The organism is Microbacterium sp. bgisy189 (genome assembly GCF_057707225.1).
In genome coordinates this window covers 37,096-62,715 of the sequence record NZ_JBYIPT010000003.1, presented here as the reverse complement: position 1 = coordinate 62,715, position 25,620 = coordinate 37,096, and the positions used below count along the sequence as shown (strand labels likewise).

The following is a 25,620-nucleotide window of genomic DNA, read 5'->3' as shown; positions in this document are numbered from 1 at the left end:
GCGAGGGCCCGATCCGGACAGATCGACCGGCGCTCGCTAGGCTGTTCGCGTCCCAGTGTGTCAGAGCAGAAGTGGGTGGCCGAGTGGCTGAACGTCGCGAAGAACCGTCGATCCATACGGATCGTCCGGGTACGCACGAGAGTTCGCCGACGGTGCGCGAGATCATCGGTCTCGATGCCGTCGTGGCGGGGCATCCGCAACTGCTCGCGGGCGAGTCCGGGCTCGATGCGCGCGTGCGCTGGGTGCACGTCTCCGACAGCGCCGGGGTCGCCCGTCTGCTCGACGGCGGCGAGTTGCTGTTGTCGACAGGATCGGGCTGGCCCGAGCAGCCCGACGAGTTGCGCGCGTTCGTCGACGGGCTCGTCACGGCGGGCCTCGCCTGCCTCGTTGTCGAACTCGGCACCCACTACCGCTACATGCCGGCGGTGCTCATCGACGCGGCGCGCGCCGGCGGACTGCCGCTGGTCGCGCTGCACCGCGAAGTGAAGTTCGTGACCATCACCGAGGCGGTGCACCGTCGCATCATCGCCGAGCAGACGGCAGCCCTGCGTGCCCGCGACGACGTGCGCGCCCGGTTCACGGCGCTGGCGCTGCGCGGCTCACCGGCCGACTTCATCGTGCACCAGCTCGCCCAGACGCTCGGCGCTGCCGTCGTGCTCGAGAACCTCGCCCACGAAGTCGTCGTCGCCGATGTCGCCCCGAGCGTTGAAGAAGAGGTCCTCACCCGGTGGGAGGTGCGATCGCGCATCGCCCATCGTGACGGCGCCGCATCTGCCGAGGACTGGCTCATCGTGCCGGTCGAGGCACGCGGCATCCGGTGGGGGTACCTGGTCGCGTTGCCGGGCCCGCCACACCCTGCCGGTCGTGCCGGTGTGCTCGAACAGGGCGCGATCGCGCTCGCTCTGGGCAGACTCACCGACACCGACGGCGACGAATGGGCGCTGATCGGCAGGCGCCGACTGCTCGACGAGCTGCTCGCCGGCCGGTGGTCGACGGCCGGCGGCGCCACCGCGCGCGTCGAGGCGGCAGGCATGCCCGTCGACAGTGCCCAGCTCTACGGGCTCGTCGCCTCGGGAGTCGATGTGCGTCCCGAGACGGCGGATGTCGCGGCGGCCGAGCTCGGTGGCCGTGCGCTCACGGCAGGCGGCCCGAACACGGCGATCCTGCTCTCCCTGCCGGCACGCGTCCCCTTCGACGATGCGACGGCGCGCCGCTTCGCATCGGCGCTCACCCCCGTCGCCGATCGGCTCGTGCTCTCGATCGGCGCCGCCGGCGTCGGGCTCGAAGCGGGTCTGCGTTCCGTGCAGGAGGCCGCAGATCTTGCCCGTGCGGTGCGCCCCGTGGCAGCTCGCGGACCGCACATCCGGCGGGTCGACGAACGGCCGCTCGCGCGGCTCGTCTCAGCGTTGCGCGACGACCACCGCGTCCTGCAGCACGGCGAACGGATGCTCGCACCGCTCATCGAGTACGACATGACCCGCCACGGCGACCTGCTCGATGTGCTGGGGGCAATGCTCTCCCACCCGGGCAACCGCACGGCGGCGGCATCCGCCTCACATCTGTCGCGTTCGGTGTTCTACCAGCGCATCGCACTCATCCAAGAGCTGTTGGATGCCGACCTCGACGACGGCGAAGTGCAGGCGGCCCTCCACCTCGCCCTGCTCGTGCGGCGCAGCTCTGCCCGGTGAGGCGCCTCGCCTCGTCCGCGAACCCACACAGTTTTCGCCAACCCACATACTTTGCGCGCAGAGAACGTGTGGGTTCGTCGAAAGTCTGTGGGTTCGCGGGTCAGGGGCCGCTGACGGCGGAGAGTTTGTCGGGGTTGCGGGTCGCCCAGATGCGCTCGATCAGGCCGTCGCGCACGGCGACCTGGTAGATGCCGTCACCGTCGGATGCCGACAGCACCAGCAGCGCCGTCCGCCGGTTGACGTCGACCGCGTTGATCGCATCGACCTGCCACTTCGTGAGCGCCCCTAGCAGGAACCGCAGTACATTGTCGGCCCCGACGATCGGGCGTCGCGACGCGCGCGCCCGCCCGCCGCTGTCGGCGATGAACTCCACCGTCGGCGACAGCAGTGCGAGCGCCGCCTCCACGTCGCCGCGCTGCACGGCGTCGGCGAACGCGAGCGATGTGCGAGTGTGCGAGGCGGTATCGGCATCGTCGGGCGGGTCGTCCTTCAGGCGCGACCGCGCGCGGGAGACGAGCTTTCGCACCGCCTCGGGCGAGCGTTCGAGCGTGTCAGCCACGTCGGCCGTCGACACGTCGAACACGTCGCGCAGGATGAACGCGGCGCGCTCGAGCGGGGAGAGCCGTTCGAGCATGACGAGCATCGCGAACGACACCGAGTCGGCGATCTCCGCCGCCTCATCGGGCAGTCGCGCGCTGGAGACCGGTTCGGGCAGCCAGTCGCCGATGTAGTCCTCACGCCTGCGTGCCAGGGTGCGGATGCGGTTGAGGGCGCGGTGGGTCACCGCCTTCGCGAGGTAGGCGGCCGGATTGTCGACGGATGCGGCACCCACCTCGTTCCACGCGATCCAGGTCTCCTGCACGACGTCTTCGGCGTCGGCGAAACTGCCGAGCAGCCGGTACGCGATGCCGAGCAGCCGCGGCCGTTCGTCGTCGAACGTCGTCATCGCGCTCCGCTTCGTGCCGGCAGCGCGCATTGAGCCTTGAAGCCTTGGCTGGTGAGTCCCAGTGCGCTGTTGAACCGGGATCGCTGGTTCTCCACAGCAACCATCATGGCCAATTCCACCAGCGCAGGCTCGCCGAGTTCTTCGCGCAGGTGCGCCACGAGCCCGTCGGGCACGTCCTGCACCTCGCCGCTGACGAGCTCGGCGAACTCGAGCACCCGCCGCTGCGTCGGGGTGAACACGTCGCTCTCGCGCCACCGGGGGACGGCTTCGAGGAGTTCGACCGGCATCCCTTCAGCGTGCGCCGACCAGTAGCCGAAGTCGGTGCACCACGAGCATCCGATGCGATGGGCGCTGCCCATGACGGCGAGCACCTTCAGCTGCGGGTCGAGCGCGCGCCAGCCGCGCAGGCCCAACTCGAAGAATCCGTACGACCACATGACGCGGCCGTTGTGCGCCACCGCCGCCACAGGGTCGAGCTCAGCCTTGTTGACGCGGCGCGAGACCCATCTGAACAGCCGGTTCGACAGCGATGGTCGTGGGGTGAGCGAAATGCGGGCCATGGTTCCTCCTCGATCGGGGTTCACCAGGAAGACACCGCCCGCGCCCGGAGTGTGACATCCGGTCCGAGAAACCAATTCCGCGCCGAGAAGCCGCTGCTGGCGTAGTTTCTCGGGCAAGAGTGGTTTCTCAGGTCGGTGTCAGACCAGATACACCTTGCGAAGGGTTTCGCGGACGGTCCACACCGTCTTCATGCCGGCTTCGAGCGAGACGACGGCGCCGGGGGCGAGCTCGATCGTGGGGAGCTTCGGGTCGACGAACTCGACCGTGGCGGAGCCTGCGACGACGACGAACACCTCCTCGATCTCGGTGTCGCGCATGGCGCCGGGGGTCATCTCCCACACGCCGATGCCGAGGTCTTCTTCGAGGTCGACCGAACCGGTCGCGGGGGTGCCGGCGACGACCTGCGCGGCTGTGACGGGCTCGAGGGGCACCTCGACGGTGAGGGCGGAGACGACGCGGCCGGGATCGAGTTCGGTCATGAGTCGAATCCTAGGCCGAGGGCGTCGAGGGTCTTCAGCAGCAGGTTGCGGCGACCGCCGTTGTGGTCGGCGCGGTCGAGCGACCACCGTGTCGCGTTGATACCGATCGCCGCGGCCGGCTCTGGTGGGAATGGCAGCGGGCGCTTTCGCACCATCTCGAGCTCGGTCCGCTCGTTCTTCGTGCCCGCCAGCAGGTCGAGCATGACGTTGCCGGCGAAGCGGGTCGACCCGACGCCGAGGCCTGTGAATCCGGCGGCGTAGGCGACGCGGCCACCGCGGGCCGTGCCGAAGAACGCCGTGAACTGGGTGGACGTGTCGATCGCCCCGGCCCACTGGTGCGAGAAGCGCAGGCCCTCCAACTGCGGGAAGGTCGTGAAGAAATGACTCGCGAGCTTGCGCCACACGTCGGGGCGGTGCTCGTACGCCGGGTCGACGCGGCGCCCATAGTGGTAGAGCGCGTCGTACCCGCCGAACAGGATGCGGTTGTCGCGGCTGAGCCGGTAGTAGTGGAACTGGTTGGCCATGTCGCCGATGCCCTGCCTGTCCGCCCAGCCGATCGAGGCGAGCTGGTCGCCCGTGAGCGGCTCGGTCATGAGCGCGTAGTCGTACACCGGCACCGTCATGAGGCGGTTGCGCTTGAGCAGCGACGGAAACACGTTCGTGGCGAGCACGGCCTGCTCGGCATCCACCCGTCCCGACGCCGTCATGAGCGAGACGCGCCCGCCGCGGGTCTCCATGGCCGCGACGCGCGACCGCTCGAAGATCTCGACGCCGCGCTCCTCGGCCACGCGGGCGAGCTCGGCTGCCATGCGGGCCGGATGCACGAGCCCGCAGGTGCGCTGCTCCCACATCGCGGCGAGGTAGGTCGGCGAGGCGACGGATGCCTGCACCGCAGCCTCATCGAGGTAGACGACGTGCGGGTCGTCGGCGGCCTCGGCACGCCACTCGTCGAGCCACTCCAACTGGTGCGGTTCGATCGCCGGCGCGAGCTGCCCGGTGCGCTCGAAGTGGAAATCCATGCCGAACTGCGCCTCCGACGCCTCGATCTCGTCGAGGTTCTCGAGCCCCAGGCGGTGCAGCGTCGGCATTTCGCCCGGCCAGCGGTTCTGCCCGTTCTCGTCGCCGTGGGTGAGGCTCGATTCGCAGAATCCGCCGTTGCGGCCCGAGGCCGCCCATCCGACGCGGTTCGCCTCCAGCAGTACAATGCGCCTGCCGGGGTCGCGCTCCTTGGCGAGCAGTGCGGTCCACAGGCCGGTGTACCCGCCGCCGACGATGACGAGGTCGGCGCTGGTCGTACCGCGCAGCGACGGCCGGTCGGGTCGGAGGTCGGCGGGCAGGTCGTCGATCCAGAACGCGCCCTCACGGGTGTTCGTGAACGACTCGTCGATGACGGATGCCGAGGGCACACGTCTCTCGAAGACGGTGGTTCCCACGGGTATCACTTCCTTCTGTTGGGTGTCGGCGTCGGCGGGTACTCCGCAGTTTGACGCCTTCTCCGCAGGATTCTCGTCGGATTCTGCGGAGTTCGCGACAGTGTGCGGAGTTCGAGGGTGGATGCGGACGGTTCGGCGCGTCGCGGTCAGGCGTCGTCGGCGGCGTAGACGCGCTCGCCTTCGACGAAGGTCTGCAGCACGCGGGTCGCGCCGATCTCGTCGGCGGGGCCGGCGAACGGGTCGCGGTCCAGCAGGGCGAGGTCGGCGTACTTGCCGACCTCGATCGTGCCGGTCGACTCGTCGAGGTGGTTCACCCACGCAGAGCCGGCGGTGTAGGCGGTGAGGGAGGTCGCCAGGTCGATCGCCTGCTCGGGCAGGAACGGCTCGTAGTCGCCCTCCTCGTGACCGGGCGCGGCCTGTCGGTTGACGGCGGTGTGGATCGCGGCCATCGGATCGGGCGAGCTCACCGACCAGTCGCTTCCGGCCGCGAGCACCGCGCCCGAGCGCAGCAGGTCGCCGAACGGGTACTGCCAGGCATCCCGCGGCGACCCGAGGAACGGCAACGTGAGTTCGACCATCTGCGGCTCGAGCGTCGCCCACAGCGACTGCATGTTCGCAGCGACCCCCAGCGTGCGGAAGCGCGGGATGTCCTCGGGATGCACCACCTGGATGTGCGCGATGTGGTGGCGATTGTCGCCGCGCCCGTTGCGGGCGATCGCGTGCTCGACGGCGTCGAGGCACTCGCGCACGGCGCGGTCGCCGATCGCGTGGAAGTGCACCTGAAAGCCTTCGGCATCCAGCAGCGGCACCGCCTCGTTCAGGATCTCGGGCGGCACGAACGAGATGCCGCTGTTGTCGGTGGGGTGGCCGTGCCCGTCGCAGTAGGGCTCGAGCATGGATGCCGTGAAGTTCTCGGCCACGCCGTCCTGCATGACCTTGATCGAGGTCGCCGCGAACCGTCCGCCGCGGTAGCGGTCGCGACGCTCCAGAAGCGACGGGATCTGCTCCAGCCCCTGCGTGCGGTCCCACCAGATCGCGCCGACGACGCGGGCGGTGAGCGTGCCGTCGGCGGCTGCCTTCAGGTAGGCGGGGCCGGGGTCGCCGGCATCCCCGTATGCGCCGACGATCGCGTCCTGCCAGGCCGTGATGCCGAAGGAGTGCAGGTAGCGCTGCCCGACGAGGAGCGCTTCGGTGAGGCGCTCCAGTGGTTCTTCGGGCAGCAGGCGGTTCACGAGCGACATCGCACCCTCGTGCAGGGTGCCGCTCGGCGTGCCGTCGGCGTCGCGCTCGATGCGTCCGTCGGCCGGATCGGGGGTGTCGCGGTCGATGCCCGCCAGCCGCAGGGCGGCCGAGTTCACCCAGGCACCGTGTCCGTCGCGGTTCGGAAAGAATGCCGGACGGTCGCCGGTGACGGCATCCAACGCGGATGCCGTGGGCGTGCCGCCCGGGAATGCCGACATCTGCCAGCCACCCCCGAGGATCCACTCGTCATCGGGGTGCGAGGCGGCGTACGCGCCGATCGCCTCGAGGTATTCGGGCGCTGTCGAAAGCTCAGCCAGGTCGCACCGGAGCATATCGAGACCGCCCCACACCGGGTGCACGTGCGCGTCCTGGAAGCCGGGCACCAGCATCCGCCCGGCCAGGTCGACGACCTCTGTGCGCGGCCCGATGAGCTCACGCACCTCATCGCCGCCCACCGCGACGATCCGTCCACCGCTGACCGCCACCGCCGACGCCCGCGACCGCACCGTGTCGGCCGTGAACACCGCCCCGCCCGTGAACACCAGCTCCGCGTGCGTCACGATCAGCCGCCGGTCATGGTGCGGGCGATCTGCGTCGCCGAGTCGCCGGCGCGGCGCAGCACGAGTGCGACGATCGCGAGCGCCACGAGCGTCAGCAGCAGCATGACGGTCGACACCGCGGCGATCTCGGGGCGCAGGCCCGAGCGCACGGCGCTCAGCACGTACACCGGCCACGGGGTCGTGCCTGAGACCTGCACGAACGCGGCGATGATCGTGTTGTCGAGGCTCAGCGTGAACGCCAGCAAGAAGCCGGCCAGCACGGCGGGCATCGCCAGCGGCAGCGTCACCTTGAAGAACGTCTTCAGCGGGCGGGCGTAGAGGTCGGCGGATGCCTCTTCGAGGTTCGCCTCCTGCCCGACCAGGCGTGCCCGCACGATGTACGACACGACGGCCGTCGCGAACAGCGACGAACCGATCGACAGGCGCACGATGCCGTCGTTGAACGCGGTGATGCCCATGTCTTGACCGAGGAAGACGTACCAGGGGAGCAGCGAGACGGCGTCGACGATCTCGGGTGTGACCGACACGAGCAGTAGCAGGACGAGGAACCAGCCCACCCATTTGCCGGGGAAGCGTGCCATCGCGATACCGGCGAGCGTGCCCAGCACGGTGGCGATGATCGCCGAGATGACGGCGACGATGAGCGAGATGCGCACCGCGTTCTGCACGGCCGGCTTATTGAGGATCGTCGCGAACGCGTCGAGCCCGAAGCCGTCGAACGACACGAGGAGCCTGCCGGTGTTGAACGAATACACGACGATGACGATGATCGGCGCGAACAGGAACAGCATCACGAGGACGCCCCACACGTTCAGCGCGACGTCCGACCACGAACGGCCCGACGTGCGGCGCACCTTCGTGGTCGAGCGCTCGCGGGCGATCGCCTCGGTGACGGTCTGCGTCATGCGGAGGCCTCCTGTCCGAGCACGAGCCGCTGCCGGGCGCGGAACGGCAGACTCACCAGCCACAGGATGAGCGCGGCGACGCCGATGGTCAGCGCGATCACGAGCATGAGGATGACGGCCATCGCCGATCCGAGCGCCCAGTTCTGCGCCGTCTGGAACTGGCTGGCGACGAGCTGGCCGATCATGTTGCCGCGCGCGCCGCCGAGCACGGTGGCGGTGATGTAGTCACCCATGAGCGGAATGAACACCAGCAGCACGCCGGCGATGATGCCGGGTCGCGAGAGCGGCAGCGTCACGCGCATCAGGGTCGACAGCCGCCCGGCGCCGAGGTCCTTCGACGCTTCGCGGACGGCGGGGCCGACCCGGTCGAACGCGACGAACAGCGGCAGGATCATGAGCGGCAGGTAGTTGTAGACGACACCGATCAGCACAGCCTCGCGGGTGTACAGCAGGTCGAGCGGGCCGTTCGCGAGCCCGATCGACTGCAGCAGCGTCGAAAGCCACCCCTCGGGCGCGATGATCACCTGCCAGCCGATGGTGCGTACCAGGAAGTTCGTCCAGAACGGCACGAGCACGAGCGCGATCAGCAGTCCGCGACGTTCGGGACGCACCTTGAACGCCATCCAGTACGCGACCGGCGCGCCGATCGCGAAGCACAGGATGGTGCCCAGCACGCCCACCCACAGCGTGTTCAGGAACACGCTGAAGAAGGTGGGCGTGAGCGCTTCGGCGTACCGGTCGAACGACAGCACATCGGTGGCGTGCGTGCCGAAGATGCCCGGCTTGTAGCCGAAGCTGAAGTACACCACCATCCCGACCGGGACGATGAAGAAGATGACGAGCCACACCCACGCCGGAACGGCGAGAGCGGCTCCGAAGGAGCGTCTACGCACCCGCAGCGGCCTTCATCTCGTTCCAGATCGCCACACGCGTGGTCTGCGAGTCGTTGAGTTCCTGCTCGTGCATCGCGGCGAGCTGCTCGTCGCTGAAGAAGATCAGCTCGGGCAGGTCGAGCCCGTTCGCCTCTGCTTCGCCTTCCATGTCGGCGCCGCCGACGTTGTAGCCGATGTAGTCGAGGTTGAGGTAGAGGTTCTCGGGCGTCATGGAGTGGTTGATGAACGCGTGCGCGGCCTCGGGGTGCGGAGCGCCCTCCGCGATGGCCCAGTTGTCCATCCACAGTTCGGTCACGGGGCCGGGCAGCACCCACTGCCAGCGCTCGGGCTCGCTCGATTCGAGTAGGCCGAGTCGGGCGTCTCCGTTCCACGCCTGCATGAGCACCTGGGTGCCCTGCGGGATCGCGTTCGTGCCGGGGTAGGAGTCGAACGCCGAGATGTGCGGGGCGATCTCCTCGACGAGGAACTTGCGGCAGGCCTCGAGCTCGTCGGCATCCTCGGTGTTCCAGTCCATGTCGTTGGCCCAGAAGTAGGCGCCGATGATCCCGGCCGGGTCGTCCGACATCGACGTCTTGCCGCTGGCCTCGTTCTTGGCGGCGTCGAAGAAGTCGCCCCACGTCGCCAGTTCGCGGGTGATGATGTTCTTGTCGTAGACGAATCCGGTCGTGCCCCACGCCTTGCACACCGAGTAGTCGTTGTTCGGGTCCCAGGCGCGCCCGAGTGCGGTGGGGTCCATGTTCTCGAGGTTCGGGAGCAGGTCCTTGTTGAACTTCATCAGCAGGCCGTTCTCGATCATCTGCGGAATGAAAACGCCGGTGGGCACGACGATGTCGTAGCCCGACGTGCCCTTGGCCGCGATGAGCTTCGCGATCAGCTCTTCGTTCGAGCTGTATGAGTCGAGGGTGACCTTCGGGCCGAGCTCGGAGGTGAACGACGAGACGACGTCGGGGGAGTCGTAGTCGCCCCACGTGTACACCGACAGGGCGTTCTCGAGTGCGCCTCCCGTCGCCCCGGCGGACGGGGCGGTCTGACCGCCGCCGGTGGAGCAGGCGGCGAGCAGTGCGGTACCGCCGGCGACCGCCGCGAGGCTCAGGAGCCTGCGACGCGAGAGTTCTTTCGCGATGATCGGCACCGAAGCGGAGGGCGCGATGATGCGGATGGGGGTACGGGACTCGGACATGCGGTGCCTCCTGGTCGGGTTCGGGATCACGCGGTGGGTGGTGCGACGTAGCCGCCGGCTTCGGCGGCGGTGTCGGCGGGGAACAGCAGGACGTGCTCGGGCGCCCAGCGGCACACGACGCGGTCGCCGACCGACAGCCCGAGCGCTTCGGGTGTGGGGCGGCGCGCGATGATGCTCTGCGCCTCGCCGGCGGGGCCGGTGAGTTGTACGAGGTACTGCATCGTCTCGCCGAGGTGCGAGATGCCGATCAGTTCGCCGACGGGGGTGTTGACGTCGGTGGTGGCGTCGGATGCCGCGCGCTCCACGCGCACGTTCTCGGGGCGGACCGCTGCTTCGGCGTTGCCCGCGGCGGCCAGCGGCGCGTTCGCCTTGACGACGACGTGGGGCGATTCGACCGCCGAGCCACCCGCGGCGAGCGGGCCGCGGAAGAAGTTCTGCTGGCCGACGAAGGCGGCGACGTATGCGGATGCCGGGCGCGCGTAGACCGTGTCGGCATCGGCGAGCTGTTCGATGCGGCCGCTGCGCATGATCGCGATCCGGTCGCTCATCGAGAGCGCTTCGCCCTGATCGTGCGTGACGAACACGAAGGTGATCCCGAGTCGCGCCTGCAGCAGCTTCAGCTCGAGCTGCATCTCTTCGCGCAGCTGCCGGTCGAGTGCGCCGAGCGGCTCGTCGAGCAGCAGCACCGAGGGGCGGTTGACGAGGGCTCGGGCGAGCGCGACGCGCTGCTGCTGACCGCCCGAGAGCTGCGTGGGCTTGCGGTCGGCGAAACGGCGCATCTGCACCATGTCGAGGGCTGCGGTGACCCGCTCCCGCACCTCCGACTTCGGTGTGCGGCGCTGCTGCAGCCCGTACGCGACGTTCTCGGCGATGGACATGTGCGGAAACAGCGCGTACGCCTGGAAGACGGTGTTCACGTCGCGCTTGAACGGCTGCGTGCCGAGCACGCTGGTGCCCGAGATGCGGATGTCACCGGCATCCGGGTGCTCGAAGCCGGCGATCATGCGCAGGGTCGTGGTCTTGCCGCAGCCGGACGGCCCGAGCAGCGAGAGGAACTCACCCGCTTCGATCTCGAGGGAGAGGTCGTCGACGGCCGTCTGGTCGCCGTAGCGCTTGGTCACGCCGGTGAGGACCACCGTGCCCGTGCTGTCTGGGCCGGACGGCCGTTCGATCGTCGTTTCGGGTGCCGACGTCACGCGTACTCCGCTTCTGCTTCACCATGTCGCCTTGGGGTGATGCGTGTCGGCCATTCAATACGTCCGGGTCGGGGTGCGCAATGGTCACGTGGGTTCACCGGACGGAGTCTCCCGTCGAATCGGCGCGCCCGACAGTCTGTCCGAACGTGCGTAACGGTGCGGAAACACCGTTGTCTCGCGCTCGCCGTCGCGCTATGGCATCGGGGGTTCCGCAGCGAGTGGATGCACGTGAGGATGGGCGTATGCGACGTGCGTGGGCGGGTGCGGTCGCGGTGATCGCCGCGTTCGCGCTCGCCGCGTGCACGACCGAGGCGGAGCCCGTGCCGCGGGGTCCGGATGTTCCGGAGCCTTCGGCATCGGCGACCGCCGATCCTGCCGACACGACATCGTTTGCGGTCGAAGAGATCGATCGCTTCGACGATCCGTGGGCGATGGCGTTCCTGCCCGACGGTGCGCTGCTGATCACCGAACGCACCGGCGCGTTGCATCTGCGCGACATGGATGCCGGGACGCTCGTGTCCGTCTCGGGTGCGCCCGAGGTCGTCGTGGCGGGGCAGGGTGGCCTCGGCGATGTCGTGCCGTCGCCGACGTTCGAGGCCGACGGCGTCGTGTACCTCAGTTGGGTCGAAGCGGGCGACGGCGGCACGGGCGCTGTCGTCGGGCGCGCGGTGCTCGAACGTGCCGGCGATGCCGCCGCGCTCCAGGGCCTCGAAGTCATTTGGCGGCAGCAGCCCAAGACGACGGGCGACGGGCACTTCAGTCACCGCATCGCGTTCAGTCCCGACGGTCGGCACCTGTTCGTCACGTCGGGGGATCGGCAGCAGATGGACCCGGCGCAGGACCGCTCCAACACCCTCGGCACGATCGTGCGGCTCACCCTCGACGGCGAGGCCGCGGCGGATAACCCCTGGAACGACGAGGGCGGGGTGACGGCGCAGATCCACAGCTACGGGCACCGCAATCCGCTCGGCATCGCCTTCGCGCCCGACGGCACGCTGTGGTCGACCGAGATGGGACCGCAGGGCGGCGACGAGCTCAATCTCATCGAAGCGGGCGGCAATTACGGCTGGCCGCTCGCGTCGAACGGCAGCCACTACGGCGGCGGCGAGATCCCCGACCACGCTGCCGGCGACGGATTCGTGGCGCCGAGCGTGTGGTGGAATCCGAGCATTTCACCCGGTTCGCTGCACATCTATCGCGGCGACCTGTTCGCGGGATGGACGGGCGACGCCGTCATCGGCGCGCTGTCGGGGGAGTCGCTCATCCGCGTCGATCTCGAGGGCGAGACGGCGGGCATCGTGGTCGATTGGCCGATGGGCGCCCGCATCCGCGCCGTCACCGAAGACGCCGACGGTGCCATCTGGGTACTGGAGGATGCCGGGTCGGGGCGGCTTCTGCGGCTGACGCCCGAATGACGTGCGTGGTGGGGATGTCGGCGCGACGCGCGGGTGGGCGCACGTAGACTTCGAGGCGTGGCAGCACCCGATGGCAAAGAGCCGACCTCACCCGCGCGGATCGCGATCTGGGTGGTCGTCGGCGCCATCGGCGCGTACATGCTCATCAGCGGCCTGCTTGGCGCGCTGACCTGACGCCTCATCGGTCGCGGGAACAGGCGCGACGTCTGAGACCCCGAGCAGGAACCGCACGATCTGGATCGCCGGCGCTTCGAGCGCCGGGCCGCGCCCCAGTGTCCAATCGGTATCGCTCGCCCTGATGGTGTGCCCTGAGACGACGGCTCGCCGATCGAACGGCAGCCGCGCAGAGGCGAGCATCGCGGTCGTGCCCAGCGCGGCATCCGACAGCGAGACCGGAACGCCTGCAGCATCCGATGCGCGCAGCAGTATCGTCATCGCGCGCAGCAGTTCGGCGGTCGTCCGGCCACGGCCTGCCGCGGCGGCGACGGCTTCGCGGTCGCCGGCAGGCAGCACGCGCGCAGCGGCGACGACCTGCGCGATGAGCGCACGCCGGTCTGTCGTCAGGCCGGACTCGTCGTCGTCCGACCGTTGACTCAGCGGAAGGAAGCGGGCGAAGTCGGGCACGAGCACAGTGTCGCACGACCGCGATCGGCGCGGTGGATGCCGCCCGACGCATGTGACAGTCACATCGCCGCGTCTGCCGGGGCGCGCTCGGAGTCGTTCCTGCGTCATAATCGCAGGACAGCCCCGTGTGACCGTGCACACGGCGAACGTGCGAAGTGAGCCTCATCGATGAGCGGAGACGTCTCCGGACGACGCCCCAGCATTCGCGATGTCGCGCGCGTCGCCGACGTGTCGCATCAGACCGTCTCTCGCGTGCTCAACGACCACCCGAGCATCCGCGAAGAGACGAAGCAGCGCGTACTCGAGGCGATGGAACAGCTCGCCTACCGACCGAATCGCGCGGCACGGGTGCTCGTGACGAGTCGCTCGCAGACGATCGGCATCCTCGCGGCGTCCAGTTCGATGTACGGGCCGGCGTCGTCGATCGCAGCCATCGAGGCCGCGGCACGGGAGCGCGGGTACTGGGTCAGCACCGCCAACATCGATCCGCGCGACCCGAAATCGATCCCCGAGGGGCTCGCGCACCTGATGGCCCAATTGATCGAAGGTCTCGTGGTCATCGCACCGCAGGCCCGCGTCATCCGGACCCTGGCCGCGCAGTCGATCGACATCCCGTACGTGACGCTGCAGTCCGCCGACCTCGATGTCGACCACGTGCTCAACGTCGACCAGATCGCCGGTGCGCGCATGGCCACGCGGCATCTGATCGACCTCGGGCACCGTGACATCTACCACCTGGCGGGGCCGCAGGACTGGATCGAGGCGGAAGGGCGAATGCGCGGATTCCTCGAGGAGATGAGCGCGCGAGACGTCTCGACGACGGCGCCGATCCTCGGCGACTGGACGGCAGACTTCGGGTTCTACGCCGGCCGCGAGATGCTCGGCATGCGCGACTTCACGGCGGTCTTCTGCTCGAACGACCAGATGGCGCTCGGGTTCGTGCACGCCGTCCACGATGCGGGGCTCCGGGTGCCGCACGACGTGAGTGTGATCGGCTTCGACGACATTCCCGAGGCCGCGCATTTCTGGCCGCCGCTGACCACGATCCGCCAGGACTTTCCCGAGCTCGGCAGGCGGTGCGTCGACCTGCTGCTTGGCCCGTCGGACCCGGCGACGACGGCGCGCAGAGCCCCGATCACCCCCGAGTTGATCGTGCGTGGATCGACCGGCGCACCTGCGTGGCGCTGACCGGGCGCACGCAGCGTCGATCGACGGGTCCATCGGATGCCGTGATCATTCCGTGACCTGACGATGTTGGCGTGCTCGCCGACGATGTGGCTATCATCGCCATGTGAACGGTCACATCGCGTGACCATCGATCGCAGCAGACGATCCCGCACCCAGACGAAGGAGTCGACCCCGTGTCAGGCGAAGCCACCGAGCAGGACCGCTACGTGAGCGGTGTGAAGACCGAGGTGGCCATCGCCCGGGTGCGTGAAGAGGTCGCAGCCCTGCACGCAGAGCTCGTCCGCTACGGCCTCGTGGTGTGGACCGGCGGCAACGTCTCGGGTCGCGTGCCCGGCGCCGATCTGTTCGTGATCAAGCCTTCCGGCGTCTCATACGACGACCTCGCGCCGGAGAACATGATCCTCTGCGACCTCGACGGCAACGTCATCGCGGGCACCCCCGGCAGCGAGCGCGCACCGTCGTCCGACACGGCCGCGCACGCCTACGTGTACCGCAACATGCCCGAAGTCGGCGGTGTCGTGCACACCCACTCCACCTACGCCGTCGCGTGGGCCGCGCGGGGCGAAGAGATCCCCTGCGTCATCACGGCGATGGCCGACGAGTTCGGTGGGCCGATCCCGGTCGGGCCGTTCGCGATCATCGGCGACGACTCGATCGGCCGCGGCATCGTCGAGACGCTCAGCGGGCACCGCTCGCGCGCTGTGCTCATGCAGAACCACGGCCCGTTCACGATCGGCAAGAACGCGAAGGATGCCGTGAAGGCCGCCGTGATGCTCGAAGACGTCGCGCGCACCGTGCACATCGCGAAGCAGGGCGGCGAGCTGATCCCCATGGCCGAAGAGGCGATCGACAGCCTCTACGACCGCTATCAGAACGTCTACGGACAGACCACCGACGACCGCCGGTAGCCCACGGGCACGCGGTCACCACCCCCACAACAGAACACACACCGAGGACCCAGAGACAGCGATGTCCATGGAAAGGAACACACAGTGAACGTGAAGAAGATCCTCTTCGCCGGCGTGGCAGCCGGCGCCCTGCTGCTCGCCGGCTGCGCGAGCGGCACCGGCGGCACCGGTGGCGAGGGCGAAGGCGACGGCGGCCTCATCGGCGTCGCGATGCCCACCAAGAGCTCGGAGCGCTGGATCCAGGACGGGAACGCCGTCAAGGCCGCGCTCGAAGAGCAGGGCTACACCGTCGACCTGCAGTACGCAGAGGACGACATCCCCACGCAGGTCTCGCAGATCGAGAACATGATCACGAAGGGCGCCGAGGCGCTCATCGTCGCCTCGATCGACGGCACCACCCTCTCGGAGGTGCTGCAGACCGCGGCCGACAGCGAGATCCCCGTCATCGCCTACGACCGCCTCATCAAGGGCACCGAGAACGTCGACTACTACGCGACGTTCGACAACGAGCTCGTCGGCAACCAGCAGGCGTGGACGGTGCTCAACGGCCTGGGCCTGACGGATCTCGAGGGCAACCCGCTCGACGACGCGCCCGAGGGTCCGTTCAACGTCGAGCTGTTCGCGGGTTCGCTCGACGACAACAACGCGTTCTTCTTCTTCAACGGAGCCATGGACGTGCTGCAGCCCTACATCGACGAGGGAACCCTCGTCGTCCAGTCTGGCCAGACCTCGATCGAGCAGGCCGCGACGCTGCGCTGGGACGGCGAGACCGCCCAGAGCCGCATGGAGGACATCCTCACGGCGAACTACTCCGACGGCTCGCAGGTCGACGCCGTGCTCTCGCCCTACGACGGCATCTCGCGCGGCATCATCTCGGCCCTCACCGACGCCGGCTACTCGGTCGGCGACGAATGGCCGATCATCTCGGGTCAGGATGCCGAGGTCGACTCGGTCAAGGCGATCCTGTCGGGCGAGCAGTACGCGACCATCTTCAAGGACACCCGTGAGCTCGCGAAGGTCGCCGCCGGCATGGCCGTCTCAGTGCTCAACGAGGAGGAGCCCGAGGTCAACGACACCGAGACATACGACAACGACGTGAAGGTCGTCCCGTCGTACCTGCTGGCCCCCGTGCCGGTGGTCAAGGACAACGTCGAGTCGTCGCTGGTCGACACCGGCTACTGGACGGCCGAGGAGCTCGGCCTCTGATCGGCGACCAGCCCTTCGACGCACAGCGGTGACGCGGCGGCGGCGGGAGCACCCCTCCCGCCGCCGCCCGCATCGCCGCTACGCTCCCCACACAGTCACTCAGTCCCCACGAGGAAGTCGGCGAACGTGAACGACAACATCCTGGAGATGCGCGGCATCACCAAGACCTTCCCCGGCGTGAAGGCGCTCTCGAATGTGAACCTCGCCGTGCAGCGCGGCGAGATCCACGCGATCTGCGGCGAGAACGGCGCCGGCAAGTCCACCCTCATGAAGGTGCTGTCGGGCGTCTACCCGCACGGCACCTACGACGGCGAGATCATCTACGCCGGCGAGAACGTCGAGTTCCGCAACCTCCGCGACAGCGAGGCCAAGGGCATCGTCATCATCCACCAGGAGCTGGCGCTCAGCCCCTACATGTCGATCGCCGAGAACATCTTCCTCAACAACGAACGCAAGGTCGGTGGGCTCATCGACTGGAATCAGACCAACCACGAGGCCGCGAAGCTGCTCAAGCGCGTCGGCCTGCGCGAGAACCCGACGACCAAGGTCAACCAGATCGGCGTCGGCAAGCAGCAGCTCGTCGAGATCGCCAAGGCACTGTCGAAGGAGGTCAAGCTCCTCATCCTCGACGAGCCGACGGCCGCCCTCAACGACGAGGACTCCGACCACCTGCTCGACCTCATCCTGAGCCTTCGCGAAGAGGGCATCAGCTCGATCATCATCAGCCACAAGCTGAACGAGATCAAAAAGGTCTCAGACACCGTCACGGTCATCCGCGACGGCAAGACGATCGAGACGATCTCGAAGACCGACGTGACCGAAGACCGCATCATCAAAGACATGGTCGGCCGCGACCTCGAGCACCGTTACCCCGACCACGAGCCGCAGCTCGGCGAAGAGCTGCTGCGCGTCGAGAACTGGACCGCGCATCACCCGCAGGACCCGACCCGCGTCATGGTCGACGACGTCTCGATCACGGTGCGCGCCGGCGAGATCGTCGGCATCGCGGGCCTCATGGGCGCCGGGCGCACCGAGTTCGCGATGAGCCTGTTCGGCCACTCCTACGGGTCGCGCATCTCGGGCAGCGTCTTCATGCGCGGCAAGCCCATCAAGACGCGCACCGTCTCGGAGGCGATCTCCAACGGCCTCGCCTACGCCACCGAAGACCGCAAGACCTACGGGCTCAACCTCATCGAGGACATCAAGCGGAACATCTCGATGGCATCCCTGAAGAAGCTCGAGCGCGGCGGCCTCGTCGACGACAACGAAGAATTCAAGATCGCCAACGAGTACCGCAAGAGCATGAACATCAAGGCGCCGAGCGTCCTCGCCAAGACCGGCAAGCTCTCCGGCGGCAACCAGCAGAAGGTCGTGCTGTCGAAGTGGATCTACTCCGACCCCGACGTGCTGATCCTCGACGAGCCCACCCGCGGCATCGACGTCGGCGCCAAGTACGAGATCTACACGATCATCAACCGTCTCGCGGCATCCGGGAAGGGGATCATCGTGATCTCGTCCGAGCTGCCCGAACTGCTCGGCATCTCCGACCGCGTCTACGCGCTGTCGGAGGGCCGCATCACGGGCGAGCTGCCCATCGAACAGGCCACCCCCGAATCCGTCCTGAAGCTCATGACCATGGAGAAGCCCCGCTGACGGGCAGGAGAACGACATGTCGAACGACACCCTCACCCCCGACACCTCCGCAGGCGGCGGCGTCAACCCGGCCGAGAACCGGTTCACGCGCTGGCTGAGCCACGTGCTCAGCGACCTCGGCAAGAACGGCATCTTCATCGCGCTCATCGCCGTTGTGGCGCTGTTCGCGATCCTGACCAACGGCATCCTGCTGCGGCCGCAGAACATCTCGAACCTGATCGTCCAGAACGGCTACATCCTGGTGCTGGCGATCGGCATGGTGATGATCATCATCGCCGGCCACATCGACCTGTCGGTCGGGTCGGTCGCCGCCTTCATCGGTGCCGTCTCGGGCGTGCTCGCCGTCAAGATGGGGCTGCCGTGGTGGCTCGCGATCATCCTGTCGCTGCTGATCGGCGCCCTCGTCGGCGCCTGGCAGGGATTCTGGGTCGCGTACGTCGGCATCCCAGCGTTCATCGTGACGTTGGCGGGCATGCTGATCTTCAGAGGGCTCGCCCTCGTCGTGCTCGGCAACGCGAACATCGGTTCGTTCCCGACCGAATACCGCGCGCTCGGCAACGGCTTCTTGTCGGGGCTGTTCGGCGAGACGGATCCAGACGTGTTCACGCTGCTCATCGGTGCCGTCGCGATCGTCGCGCTCGTCGTGCAGCAGGTGCGCACGCGCGCCGCCCGTCAGAAGTACGACCAGGAGGTCGAGCCCTTCGTCTGGTTCGTCGTCAAGCTCGCCCTCATCGGCGTCGTCATCGCGTGGTTCACGTGGGCGCTCGCCTCGTACAAGGGCATCCCGGTGACACTCATCGTCCTTGCCGTGCTCGTGATGGTCTACGGCATCGTCATGAACCGCACCGTGTTCGGCCGTCACGTCTACGCGATCGGCGGCAACCGTCACGCGGCTGAGCTGTCGGGCATCAAGACCCGTCGCATCGACTTCTGGCTGTTCGTGAACATGGGCGTGCTGGCTGCCCTCGCCGGCCTCATCTTCACGGCGCGACTGAACCTCGCCGGCCCCAAGGCCGGTGACGGCTTCGAGCTCGAGGCGATCTCGGCGGCCTTCATCGGCGGCGCCGCGGTGCAGGGCGGTGTCGGCACGATCGGCGGCGCGATCATCGGTGGCCTCATCATCGGTGTGCTCAACAACGGCATGTCGATCATGGGCATCGGCATCGAGTGGCAGCAGGCCGTCAAGGGGCTCGTGCTGCTGCTGGCCGTCGCGTTCGACGTCTACAACAAGCGCCGCAGCGGCCACTGAGGCACCGCGCGATTACCGCCCCGCGGTCAGGCGAGCGAGAGGAACAGCTTCTCGAGCTCGGCGACCGTGGGGCGGCCGTCGTCGGTCTCGGTCTCGTCGTCGGTGAGGCACTCCTGCATGGCGTGGGCGATGATCATGAATCCCGCCCGGTCGAGGGCGGAGCCCACGGCGGCGAGTTGGGTGACGACCGCGCGGCAGTCCGCATCCGCCTCGACGGCGCCGATGACGGCGGCCAGCTGACCCTGCGCGCGTCGCAGCCGGTTGATCACGGCTTTGCGGGTCGTCTCATCGGTGCTCATGCGCCGACCTCCTCGCGGATGCGATCCGCGGCACGTGCGGAGGTGCCGGCGAGCCAGGTGCGGTAGCCGCCGTCGAGGTTGACGGCGTCGATGCCGTGGCCCGCCAGCAGGCGTGCGGCGGTGTGGCCGCGCTGGCCGACCTGGCAGTGCACGACGAGCCCGCCGTGGGGGAGTTCGGGCAGTTCGTGCAGGCGGTCGCGCAGCTCGTCGACGGGGATGTTGATCGCGCCCGGAATGGCTCCTGCGGCGAACTCTCGCGCCGTGCGCACGTCGATGACGGGGCGTTCGTCACCGGCGAGTTCGTGCCACTGGATGCTGCGGCTCGACCCGGCACGCAGATTGTCGGCGACGTAGCCGACCTGGTTGATCGGGTCTTTGGCCGACCCGAACTGCGGTGCGTAGGCGAGCTCGAGCCGGGTCAGGCCCGATGCGGTGATGCCGCCGGCCATCGCGACGGCGATGACGTCGATGCGCTTGTCGACCCCGTCGCGGCCGACGATCTGCGCGCCGAGGATCGCGTCGGTGTCGGCGTGGACGAGCAGTTTGATCGACATGCCCTGCGCGCCCGGGTAGTAGGTCGCGTGCGAGGCGGGGTGGGTGTGGACGATGCGGTGGGGGATGCCGGCGGCCACCAGTTGCTGTTCGCTCCAGCCGGTTTTGGCCGCAACCATGCCGAGCACGGCGACGATGCTGGTGCCGAGGGCGGGCGTGTTGCGCTCGTCGCGACCCGCGATGATGTCGGCGACGGTGCGGCCGTGCCGGTTGGCGAGTCCTGCCATCGCGATGAGTGCGGGTGCGCCGCCCACCGCGTCGACCTTCTCGACCCCGTCGCCGACGGCGAACACGTTCGGGTCGCTGGTGCGGTTGTCGTCGTCGACGGCGATGCCGCCGGTCGCGCCGATCGCGAGGCCCGCGGCGACGGCGAGGTCGGTCGCGGGGCGGACGCCGGTGGCGTCGATCACGAAGCGTGCCGTGATCGTCGTGCCGTCGCTGAGCGTGACGCCGTCGGCGGTGACGGCCGTGACCACGGTGCCGGTGCGCACGTCGACGCCGCGTGCGAGCAGGTGCTCGTGGATGGGCTGCGCCATTTCGGGGTCGAGTGGTGAGAGCACGTGCGCGCCACGCTGCACGAGGATGACATCGAGGCCGCGTTCGACGAGGTTCTCGACCGCTTCGAGCCCGATGAACCCGGCGCCGGCGACGATGACAGGCCCGCTGGCCGCGGTGTCGTCGAGCAGTGCCGTGATCGCGTCGACGTCGTCGATCGTCCGCAGTGTGTGCACCGGCACGCCGGCGTCGGTCGGCAGGGTGCCGCCGGCGGCACCTGTCGCGATGATGAGGTGGTCGTAGCGTTCGATCTGTTCATGCCCGGTCTGCGTGTGGCGGACGGTCACGGTGCGCGCGTCGCGATCGATCGCCGTGACCTCGTGGTGCACACGGACGTCGAGCCGGAAGCGCGCGCCCAGGGACTTCGGGGTCTGCAGCAGCAGACTGCTGCGGTCGGTGATCGCGCCGCCGACATAGTAGGGGAGGCCGCAGTTGGCGAACGAGACGTACGGCCCTCGCTCGAGCACGACGATCTCGGCCTGTTCGTCGAGCCGGCGGAGTCTCGTGGCGGCCGACATGCCTGCGGCGACGCCGCCGATGATGATGGTGCGCATGTCCGCTATTATACCCCTGGGGGTATGTTGAACGCCCCGCCGACGACGAAAGAAGATGCCCCATGTGTTACCCCGTGACCTGCCCGACCTGCGGCAAGACGACCTGGGACGGCTGCGGTCAGCACGTCGACAGCGTGCGCGAGCAGGTGCCCGCCGCGCAGTGGTGCGAGGGCCACGCGGCGCGCTGAGCGCCCGCGTCAGACGGCGGTGAGCCTGGGCGATGCGCCCGGCTCGCCGTGCAGTTCGCGGTGCAGCCGCTCCATGCGCGCGTCGAGTTCAGCGGCGGTGCCTGCGGCATCCGTGAGCTCTGCCAGGAGTCCCGCGGGCACGTCGCCGTCGTACTTGTAGTAGATCTTGTGCTCGAGGCTCGCCCAGAAGTCCATCGCGATTGTGCGGAACTGCACCTCGACGGTCACCTCGACCCGGCCCGACGACAGGAACACCGGAATCTGCACGATCGCGTGCAGGCTCTTGTACCCGTTCGCCTTCGGGTGCGCGATGTAATCCTTCACCTCGAGCACCGTGATGTCGTCCTGCTGGGTCAGCAGGTCGAACAGGCGATACGCGTCCTTCACGAAACTGCATGTGACCCGCACGCCCGCGATGTCGGTGATGTGTCGACGGATGCTGTCGAGGTCGGGTTCAACGCCCTTGCGCACGACCTTCTCGACGATGCTGTCGGCCGACTTCACACGGCTCGAGACGTGCTCGATCGGGTTGTAGTCGTGCATCGTCTGGAACTCGTCGCGGAGAATGCCGATCTTCGTCTCGACCTCGCGCATGCCGAAGCCGTATTCCATGAGGAAGCGCTGGAACTCGTCGCGCATCGCGCGCAACTGCTCCGGCGAAAAGGTCGCCGCTCCCGCTCCGGTCGTGACGGTCAGAGACTCCGGCGTCGCACGCATGCTCCGAACGTACCCGCCGCCGTTCTGCGGTGGCTGTGAATCACGATCCGCACGACTGTCTTGCACGCCGCTCGGCCCGCGCAGTGGGCGTGATCTGATGGACTGTGGGTGGAGGAATCACCCATGACGACAGTTCCCGCGGCATCCGCACCCGCCGGCCGCGCCCGCGGTGCGCAGACCGTGCTCGAAGTGGTCGCCACCGAACAGCTCACGCCGCACCTCGTGCGCGTGCACCTCGGCGGTCCCGGCTTCGCGGCGTTCGTCACCGGCGCCGACCCCGCCAAGCTCGCGCTCACCGACAAGTACGTGAAGCTGCTGTTCGCCGACCCCGCGCTCGGCCTCGAGCCGCCCTACGACATGGAGGCGCTGCGAGAGACGCTGCAGCCGCACCAGATGCCGACGCGACGCACCTACACGATCCGATCGGTCGGCCCGCAGTCGCTCGCCATCGACTTCGTCGTGCACGGCGACGAGGGCATCGCGGGGCCGTGGGCTGCGCGCGCCGTCGTCGGCGACAAGATCGCCTTCAGCGGTCCCGGCGCACAGTTCGCACCGCGCCCCGAGGCCATCGAGCGGCGCTACCTGGGTGATGACTCGGCCATCCCCGCCCTCGCGGCCGCGCTCGAAGCCCTCCCCGCAGACGCGACGGGAATCGCACTCATCGAGGTGGACAGCGCCGCCGACGAGGTCGACCTCCAGGTGCCCTCCGGCATCGAGCTCACGTGGCTGCACCGACGCGGCGACGACGGCGAAGTCGCGCCGTACGGGCAGCGGCTCGTGGATGCCGTCGCTGCGCTGCCGGCACCCGACGGCCCCGTCGAGGTGTTCGCCCACGGGGAGCGCGAGGCGATGAAGCGATTGCGCCCCATCGTCAACGGTGAATGGGGTGTGCCGCGAGCAGACCTGTCGCTGTCGGCGTACTGGGCGTTCGGCCGCGCAGAGGACACGTTCCAGGCCGAGAAGCGCGCGCCCGTCGGGCAGATCTTCGAGGACTGACCGCCCAGACCCCGTGGTCGTTCGGGGTGCGCGGCGCCGACTGCCGACCGAAGCCGAGTGGGAGGCCGACTGGTTCCGCACCGTCGCGCTCGGCGCCGGGCGCCCGCGACGGCTAGCTGTAGGAGGCCAGGACGTTGTTGACGCGTGCCGGAGTTGCGGATGCGGGCGGCTGTCCTTTATGAGCGCCGTGGGGTCGGTGGTAGTTGTAGTGGCGGTTCCAGGCGTTGAGTGCGGTGGACCGTTCGGCCTCTGAGTGCCAGGTGCGGGCGTAGAGGAATTCTTCGGCGAGGATTCGGTTGTAGCGCTCGATCTTGCCGTTGTGCCGTGGGGTGTACGGAGTGATGCGCTGGTGTCTGCTCGTGCCCACCGCTTCGCGGAACGCGTTCGCTCGATAACAGGCGCCGTTGTCGGTGACGATCCGCTCGATGGTCAGGATGCCATGGCGGGCGAACCATTCACGGGCGCGGTCGAGGAAGGCGACGGCGGTGGCGGCCCTCTCATCGGGCAGCGCTTCGGTGTAAGCGAGGCGCGAATAGCCATCTATCGCGGAGTGCAGGAACACGTAGCCGGCTTTGGTGCCTCGGGTCTTGGTTCGAGCGATTGCTCTGGCCTGCTCGCTGTGCTTCCCGTGGACACGCCACCCACCACCATCGGGGATTCGGCCGACCTTCTTCACGTCGACGTGGATCATGTGTCCTGGCCTCTCGGCCGTGATCCGTTGCGGCTGGCGGTTGCTGTCGCCGTTCGGGTCGATGAACCTTCGTCTGTTCAGGCCGAGCTGCGCGAGCAGCCGGGTGACGGTGCGCCGACTGACTGGCGTTCCGGCTTGATGAAGCTCGTGCGAGATCCGGGACGCTGACCACTTGCCCTCTCGGCGCATAGTCTCGATTCGATCGATGAGACGGCCGGGTGTGGCTGTCGATTGCAGCGTCGGCGCCGATGAACTGTCGAGGAGGCCGATGTCCCCCTAGCGCCGGTATCGATTGACCCATTTGGATGCGGTCGCTCGGGAGATCCCCATCTCGGCCGCGACGTGCGCGATGGGGCGTGTTCGGCAGCGTTCGACAAGTCGTCTCCGCCCTTCTGGGGAGAGCGGGGCGTTGGAGTGCCCGCGGTTTGCCACGATGATCCGATTCCGACGCTCAGATCAGTTCCATCACCGGCCCCTCGTGTACGGCCCGGTAGATATCGTTGCGGATCTTGTTTGCCTCATCGGAGGTGAGGGTGCGATCGATGGGTCGCAGCACGATCCGTAGCAGCACATTCACCTGCCCGGCGCGGGTGTCCAAGCGGGTCTGAGCGGCCTCGGGGAGCTCGTCGTGCGGGGTGCGGCTGAGCACTTCGACGGACTCGATCACGTCGGCGTCGTCGCCGAGCGCTGTGCGGATCCGATCACCGAGCGTCTCGTCGTCCTCATGCTCCCCGAGGACGACGGAGATGTCGCGGCGGGTCGCGGGCAGCGGTGAAACGTGCTGCCAGGGCTCGAGTGTGAGCATTTGCTCCGCGATCCGGGGCTCTGCCGCCCGGAGGTACCGGATGTCGGGGATGGACTTTCGCAGCATGAGGGCTCGCTCCAACCCCATGCCCAGCGCGAGCCCGGACCAGTGAGCGGGGTCGAGGCCTGAGCCGCGCAGCACGTCGGGGTGGATGCGTCCGCACTCTGCGAGTTCCAGCCACTCACCGTTGTGGAGCACGTCGATCTGCCGGCCACCGAGCGTGTACGGGTGGGTGACGTCGGTGACTGTCCACTCGGCGCCGGGGAGCACCGCCTCAACCAGCTGGCCGATCATCGTGAGCATGTCGCCGTCGTCGATATCCGGCGCGCTACAGATGCGCCACAGATCCACTTGATGCGGTTCGCCGACGTGGCTGCGGTCGACGACGTCACGTCGGTAGACGAGGCCAGGGGCGACGATCAACTCGTCGACGTCGGCATGCCCCGCGTAAGCGTCGAGCGCGGAAGGGAGCTTCGCGCTCGTGTGACTGCGGAGCATCACCGTCGGGCTGATGTAGCGGGTGTATCGCTGCGCCCGGGTGACGTCGCCGGGTTCGTAGCCCAGGCGATCGTAGTTCTCCCGGACGGGCACAATCGGGGAGCTGCGCACGTAGCGGACGGTGTTGCCCCACGTGGACTGAAGCGCCGAGACGACCGCATCGAGGAGGGCTTGGATGGCGTGCGTGCCCTGCGCGGGATCGGTCAGATCACGCATCGTCAGTGCGCGGTGGAGCTGGTCAGAAGTCAGATAGTCGGCATGCGACATGAGAGGGTCTCCGTTTGGTTGAAGGCTGGCTGCGAGGAGAACTTCCCCCGGCCGCGCCTACGGAGACCCAAGTGCTACTGGCGCACGTCGATGACCCCGCGGCCATATCCCGGCCGGGGGCTACAAAATCGCTGCTGCCAACGCACGGTCCCAGAGTACATGGCGAGGTGGG

Annotated in this window: 23 protein-coding genes and 1 pseudogene; 9 read left to right on the top strand and 15 right to left on the bottom strand. The window is 68.4% G+C overall.

From position 1 onward, the window contains the following. Positions 1-83: 83 nt before the first annotated feature. Complete coding sequence (locus tag AC3ENX_RS05605) at positions 84-1,688, top strand: PucR family transcriptional regulator (RefSeq protein ID WP_434810873.1); 1,605 nt, start codon at positions 84-86, stop codon at positions 1,686-1,688. A gap of 100 nt (positions 1,689-1,788) precedes the next feature. Here the strand turns inward: AC3ENX_RS05605 and sigJ are convergent, their stop codons facing one another. The 9 genes from sigJ to AC3ENX_RS05560 all read right to left on the bottom strand — a co-directional run bounded on the left by sigJ (position 1,789) and on the right by AC3ENX_RS05560 (position 11,083). After that, positions 1,789-2,634, bottom strand: a complete 846-nt coding sequence (gene sigJ / locus AC3ENX_RS05600; protein ID WP_434810872.1) for an RNA polymerase sigma factor SigJ — start codon at positions 2,632-2,634, stop codon at positions 1,789-1,791. Beyond that, positions 2,631-3,194 (bottom strand): carboxymuconolactone decarboxylase family protein, encoded by a 564-nt coding sequence (locus AC3ENX_RS05595; protein ID WP_434810871.1) that lies wholly within the window; start codon positions 3,192-3,194, stop codon positions 2,631-2,633. The genes sigJ and AC3ENX_RS05595 overlap by 4 nt, the downstream gene beginning before the upstream one ends. 138 nt (positions 3,195-3,332) lie before the next feature. Next, positions 3,333-3,674, bottom strand: a complete 342-nt coding sequence (locus AC3ENX_RS05590; RefSeq protein ID WP_434810870.1) for a cupin domain-containing protein — start codon at positions 3,672-3,674, stop codon at positions 3,333-3,335. Beyond that, positions 3,671-5,107, bottom strand: coding sequence for an NAD(P)/FAD-dependent oxidoreductase (locus AC3ENX_RS05585; protein ID WP_434810869.1), 1,437 nt, complete (start codon positions 5,105-5,107; stop codon positions 3,671-3,673). Before AC3ENX_RS05585 ends, AC3ENX_RS05590 begins: the two co-directional genes overlap by 4 nt. Positions 5,108-5,253: 146 nt before the next feature. After that, the gene (locus tag AC3ENX_RS05580) at positions 5,254-6,909 is read right to left on the bottom strand and encodes an amidohydrolase (protein WP_434810868.1); all 1,656 of its coding nucleotides are present in this window, start codon (positions 6,907-6,909) and stop codon (positions 5,254-5,256) included. Positions 6,910-6,911: 2 nt separating this feature from the next. After that, on the bottom strand, positions 6,912-7,814 hold the full coding sequence (locus tag AC3ENX_RS05575; RefSeq protein ID WP_434810867.1) for an ABC transporter permease: 903 nt from the start codon (positions 7,812-7,814) through the stop codon (positions 6,912-6,914). Next, positions 7,811-8,707, bottom strand: a complete 897-nt coding sequence (locus AC3ENX_RS05570) for an ABC transporter permease (RefSeq protein WP_434810866.1) — start codon at positions 8,705-8,707, stop codon at positions 7,811-7,813. The genes AC3ENX_RS05575 and AC3ENX_RS05570 overlap by 4 nt, the downstream gene beginning before the upstream one ends. Then, positions 8,700-9,887 (bottom strand): polyamine ABC transporter substrate-binding protein, encoded by a 1,188-nt coding sequence (locus AC3ENX_RS05565; protein WP_434810865.1) that lies wholly within the window; start codon positions 9,885-9,887, stop codon positions 8,700-8,702. Before AC3ENX_RS05565 ends, AC3ENX_RS05570 begins: the two co-directional genes overlap by 8 nt. A 26-nt stretch (positions 9,888-9,913) precedes the next feature. After that, positions 9,914-11,083 (bottom strand): ABC transporter ATP-binding protein, encoded by a 1,170-nt coding sequence (locus tag AC3ENX_RS05560; protein WP_434810864.1) that lies wholly within the window; start codon positions 11,081-11,083, stop codon positions 9,914-9,916. 242 nt (positions 11,084-11,325) lie between these two features. On the opposite strand from AC3ENX_RS05560, the gene AC3ENX_RS05555 reads away from it, so the two are divergent. After that, positions 11,326-12,498, top strand: a complete 1,173-nt coding sequence (locus tag AC3ENX_RS05555; RefSeq protein WP_434810863.1) for a PQQ-dependent sugar dehydrogenase — start codon at positions 11,326-11,328, stop codon at positions 12,496-12,498. An 87-nt stretch (positions 12,499-12,585) separates the two neighbouring features. Here the strand turns inward: AC3ENX_RS05555 and AC3ENX_RS05550 are convergent, their stop codons facing one another. Further along, positions 12,586-13,122 carry a hypothetical protein gene (locus AC3ENX_RS05550; protein WP_434810862.1) on the bottom strand — a complete coding sequence of 179 codons (537 nt, stop codon included), beginning with the start codon at positions 13,120-13,122 and terminating at the stop codon, positions 12,586-12,588. 168 nt (positions 13,123-13,290) lie between these two features. Between AC3ENX_RS05550 and AC3ENX_RS05545 the strand changes: the two genes are divergently transcribed. From AC3ENX_RS05545 to mmsB, 5 genes are all read left to right on the top strand, one after another. Beyond that, positions 13,291-14,310: a LacI family DNA-binding transcriptional regulator gene (locus tag AC3ENX_RS05545; protein WP_434810861.1), complete on the top strand. Its 1,020-nt coding sequence runs from the start codon at positions 13,291-13,293 to the stop codon at positions 14,308-14,310. A 173-nt stretch (positions 14,311-14,483) separates the two neighbouring features. Then, positions 14,484-15,218 (top strand): L-ribulose-5-phosphate 4-epimerase, encoded by a 735-nt coding sequence (locus tag AC3ENX_RS05540; RefSeq protein WP_434810860.1) that lies wholly within the window; start codon positions 14,484-14,486, stop codon positions 15,216-15,218. Between the two features lie 84 nt (positions 15,219-15,302). Further along, entirely contained in the window at positions 15,303-16,424 is a 1,122-nt protein-coding gene (gene chvE / locus AC3ENX_RS05535) for a multiple monosaccharide ABC transporter substrate-binding protein (RefSeq protein ID WP_434810859.1), read from the top strand. A 126-nt stretch (positions 16,425-16,550) separates the two neighbouring features. After that, positions 16,551-18,077, top strand: coding sequence for a multiple monosaccharide ABC transporter ATP-binding protein (gene mmsA / locus AC3ENX_RS05530; protein WP_434810858.1), 1,527 nt, complete (start codon positions 16,551-16,553; stop codon positions 18,075-18,077). Positions 18,078-18,093: 16 nt separating this feature from the next. Then, entirely contained in the window at positions 18,094-19,326 is a 1,233-nt protein-coding gene (gene mmsB, locus AC3ENX_RS05525) for a multiple monosaccharide ABC transporter permease (RefSeq protein ID WP_434810857.1), read from the top strand. Positions 19,327-19,352: 26 nt separating this feature from the next. Here mmsB and AC3ENX_RS05520 read toward each other — a convergent pair whose 3' ends face one another. Both AC3ENX_RS05520 and AC3ENX_RS05515 read right to left on the bottom strand, forming a co-directional pair. Beyond that, complete coding sequence (locus AC3ENX_RS05520; protein WP_434810856.1) at positions 19,353-19,625, bottom strand: metal-sensitive transcriptional regulator; 273 nt, start codon at positions 19,623-19,625, stop codon at positions 19,353-19,355. Further along, complete coding sequence (locus AC3ENX_RS05515) at positions 19,622-21,286, bottom strand: FAD-dependent oxidoreductase (RefSeq protein ID WP_434810855.1); 1,665 nt, start codon at positions 21,284-21,286, stop codon at positions 19,622-19,624. Before AC3ENX_RS05515 ends, AC3ENX_RS05520 begins: the two co-directional genes overlap by 4 nt. 62 nt (positions 21,287-21,348) lie before the next feature. Here AC3ENX_RS05515 and AC3ENX_RS05510 point away from each other — a divergent pair, with 62 nt between their 5' ends. Next, on the top strand, positions 21,349-21,474 hold the full coding sequence (locus AC3ENX_RS05510) for a hypothetical protein (protein ID WP_434810854.1): 126 nt from the start codon (positions 21,349-21,351) through the stop codon (positions 21,472-21,474). A gap of 9 nt (positions 21,475-21,483) precedes the next feature. On the opposite strand, the gene AC3ENX_RS05505 is transcribed toward AC3ENX_RS05510, so the two are convergent. After that, a complete protein-coding gene (locus AC3ENX_RS05505; protein ID WP_434810853.1) occupies positions 21,484-22,191 on the bottom strand; it encodes a GTP pyrophosphokinase in 708 nt (235 codons plus the stop codon). 123 nt (positions 22,192-22,314) lie between these two features. Between AC3ENX_RS05505 and AC3ENX_RS05500 the strand changes: the two genes are divergently transcribed. After that, positions 22,315-23,187, top strand: a complete 873-nt coding sequence (locus AC3ENX_RS05500) for a siderophore-interacting protein (protein ID WP_434810852.1) — start codon at positions 22,315-22,317, stop codon at positions 23,185-23,187. Between the two features lie 112 nt (positions 23,188-23,299). Here the strand turns inward: AC3ENX_RS05500 and AC3ENX_RS05495 are convergent. Further along, a pseudogene (locus AC3ENX_RS05495) lies at positions 23,300-24,310 on the bottom strand (IS481 family transposase). 19 nt (positions 24,311-24,329) lie between these two features. Beyond that, positions 24,330-25,448, bottom strand: coding sequence for a PheS-related mystery ligase SrmL (srmL, locus tag AC3ENX_RS05490; RefSeq protein ID WP_434810851.1), 1,119 nt, complete (start codon positions 25,446-25,448; stop codon positions 24,330-24,332). Positions 25,449-25,620: the final 172 nt, after the last annotated feature.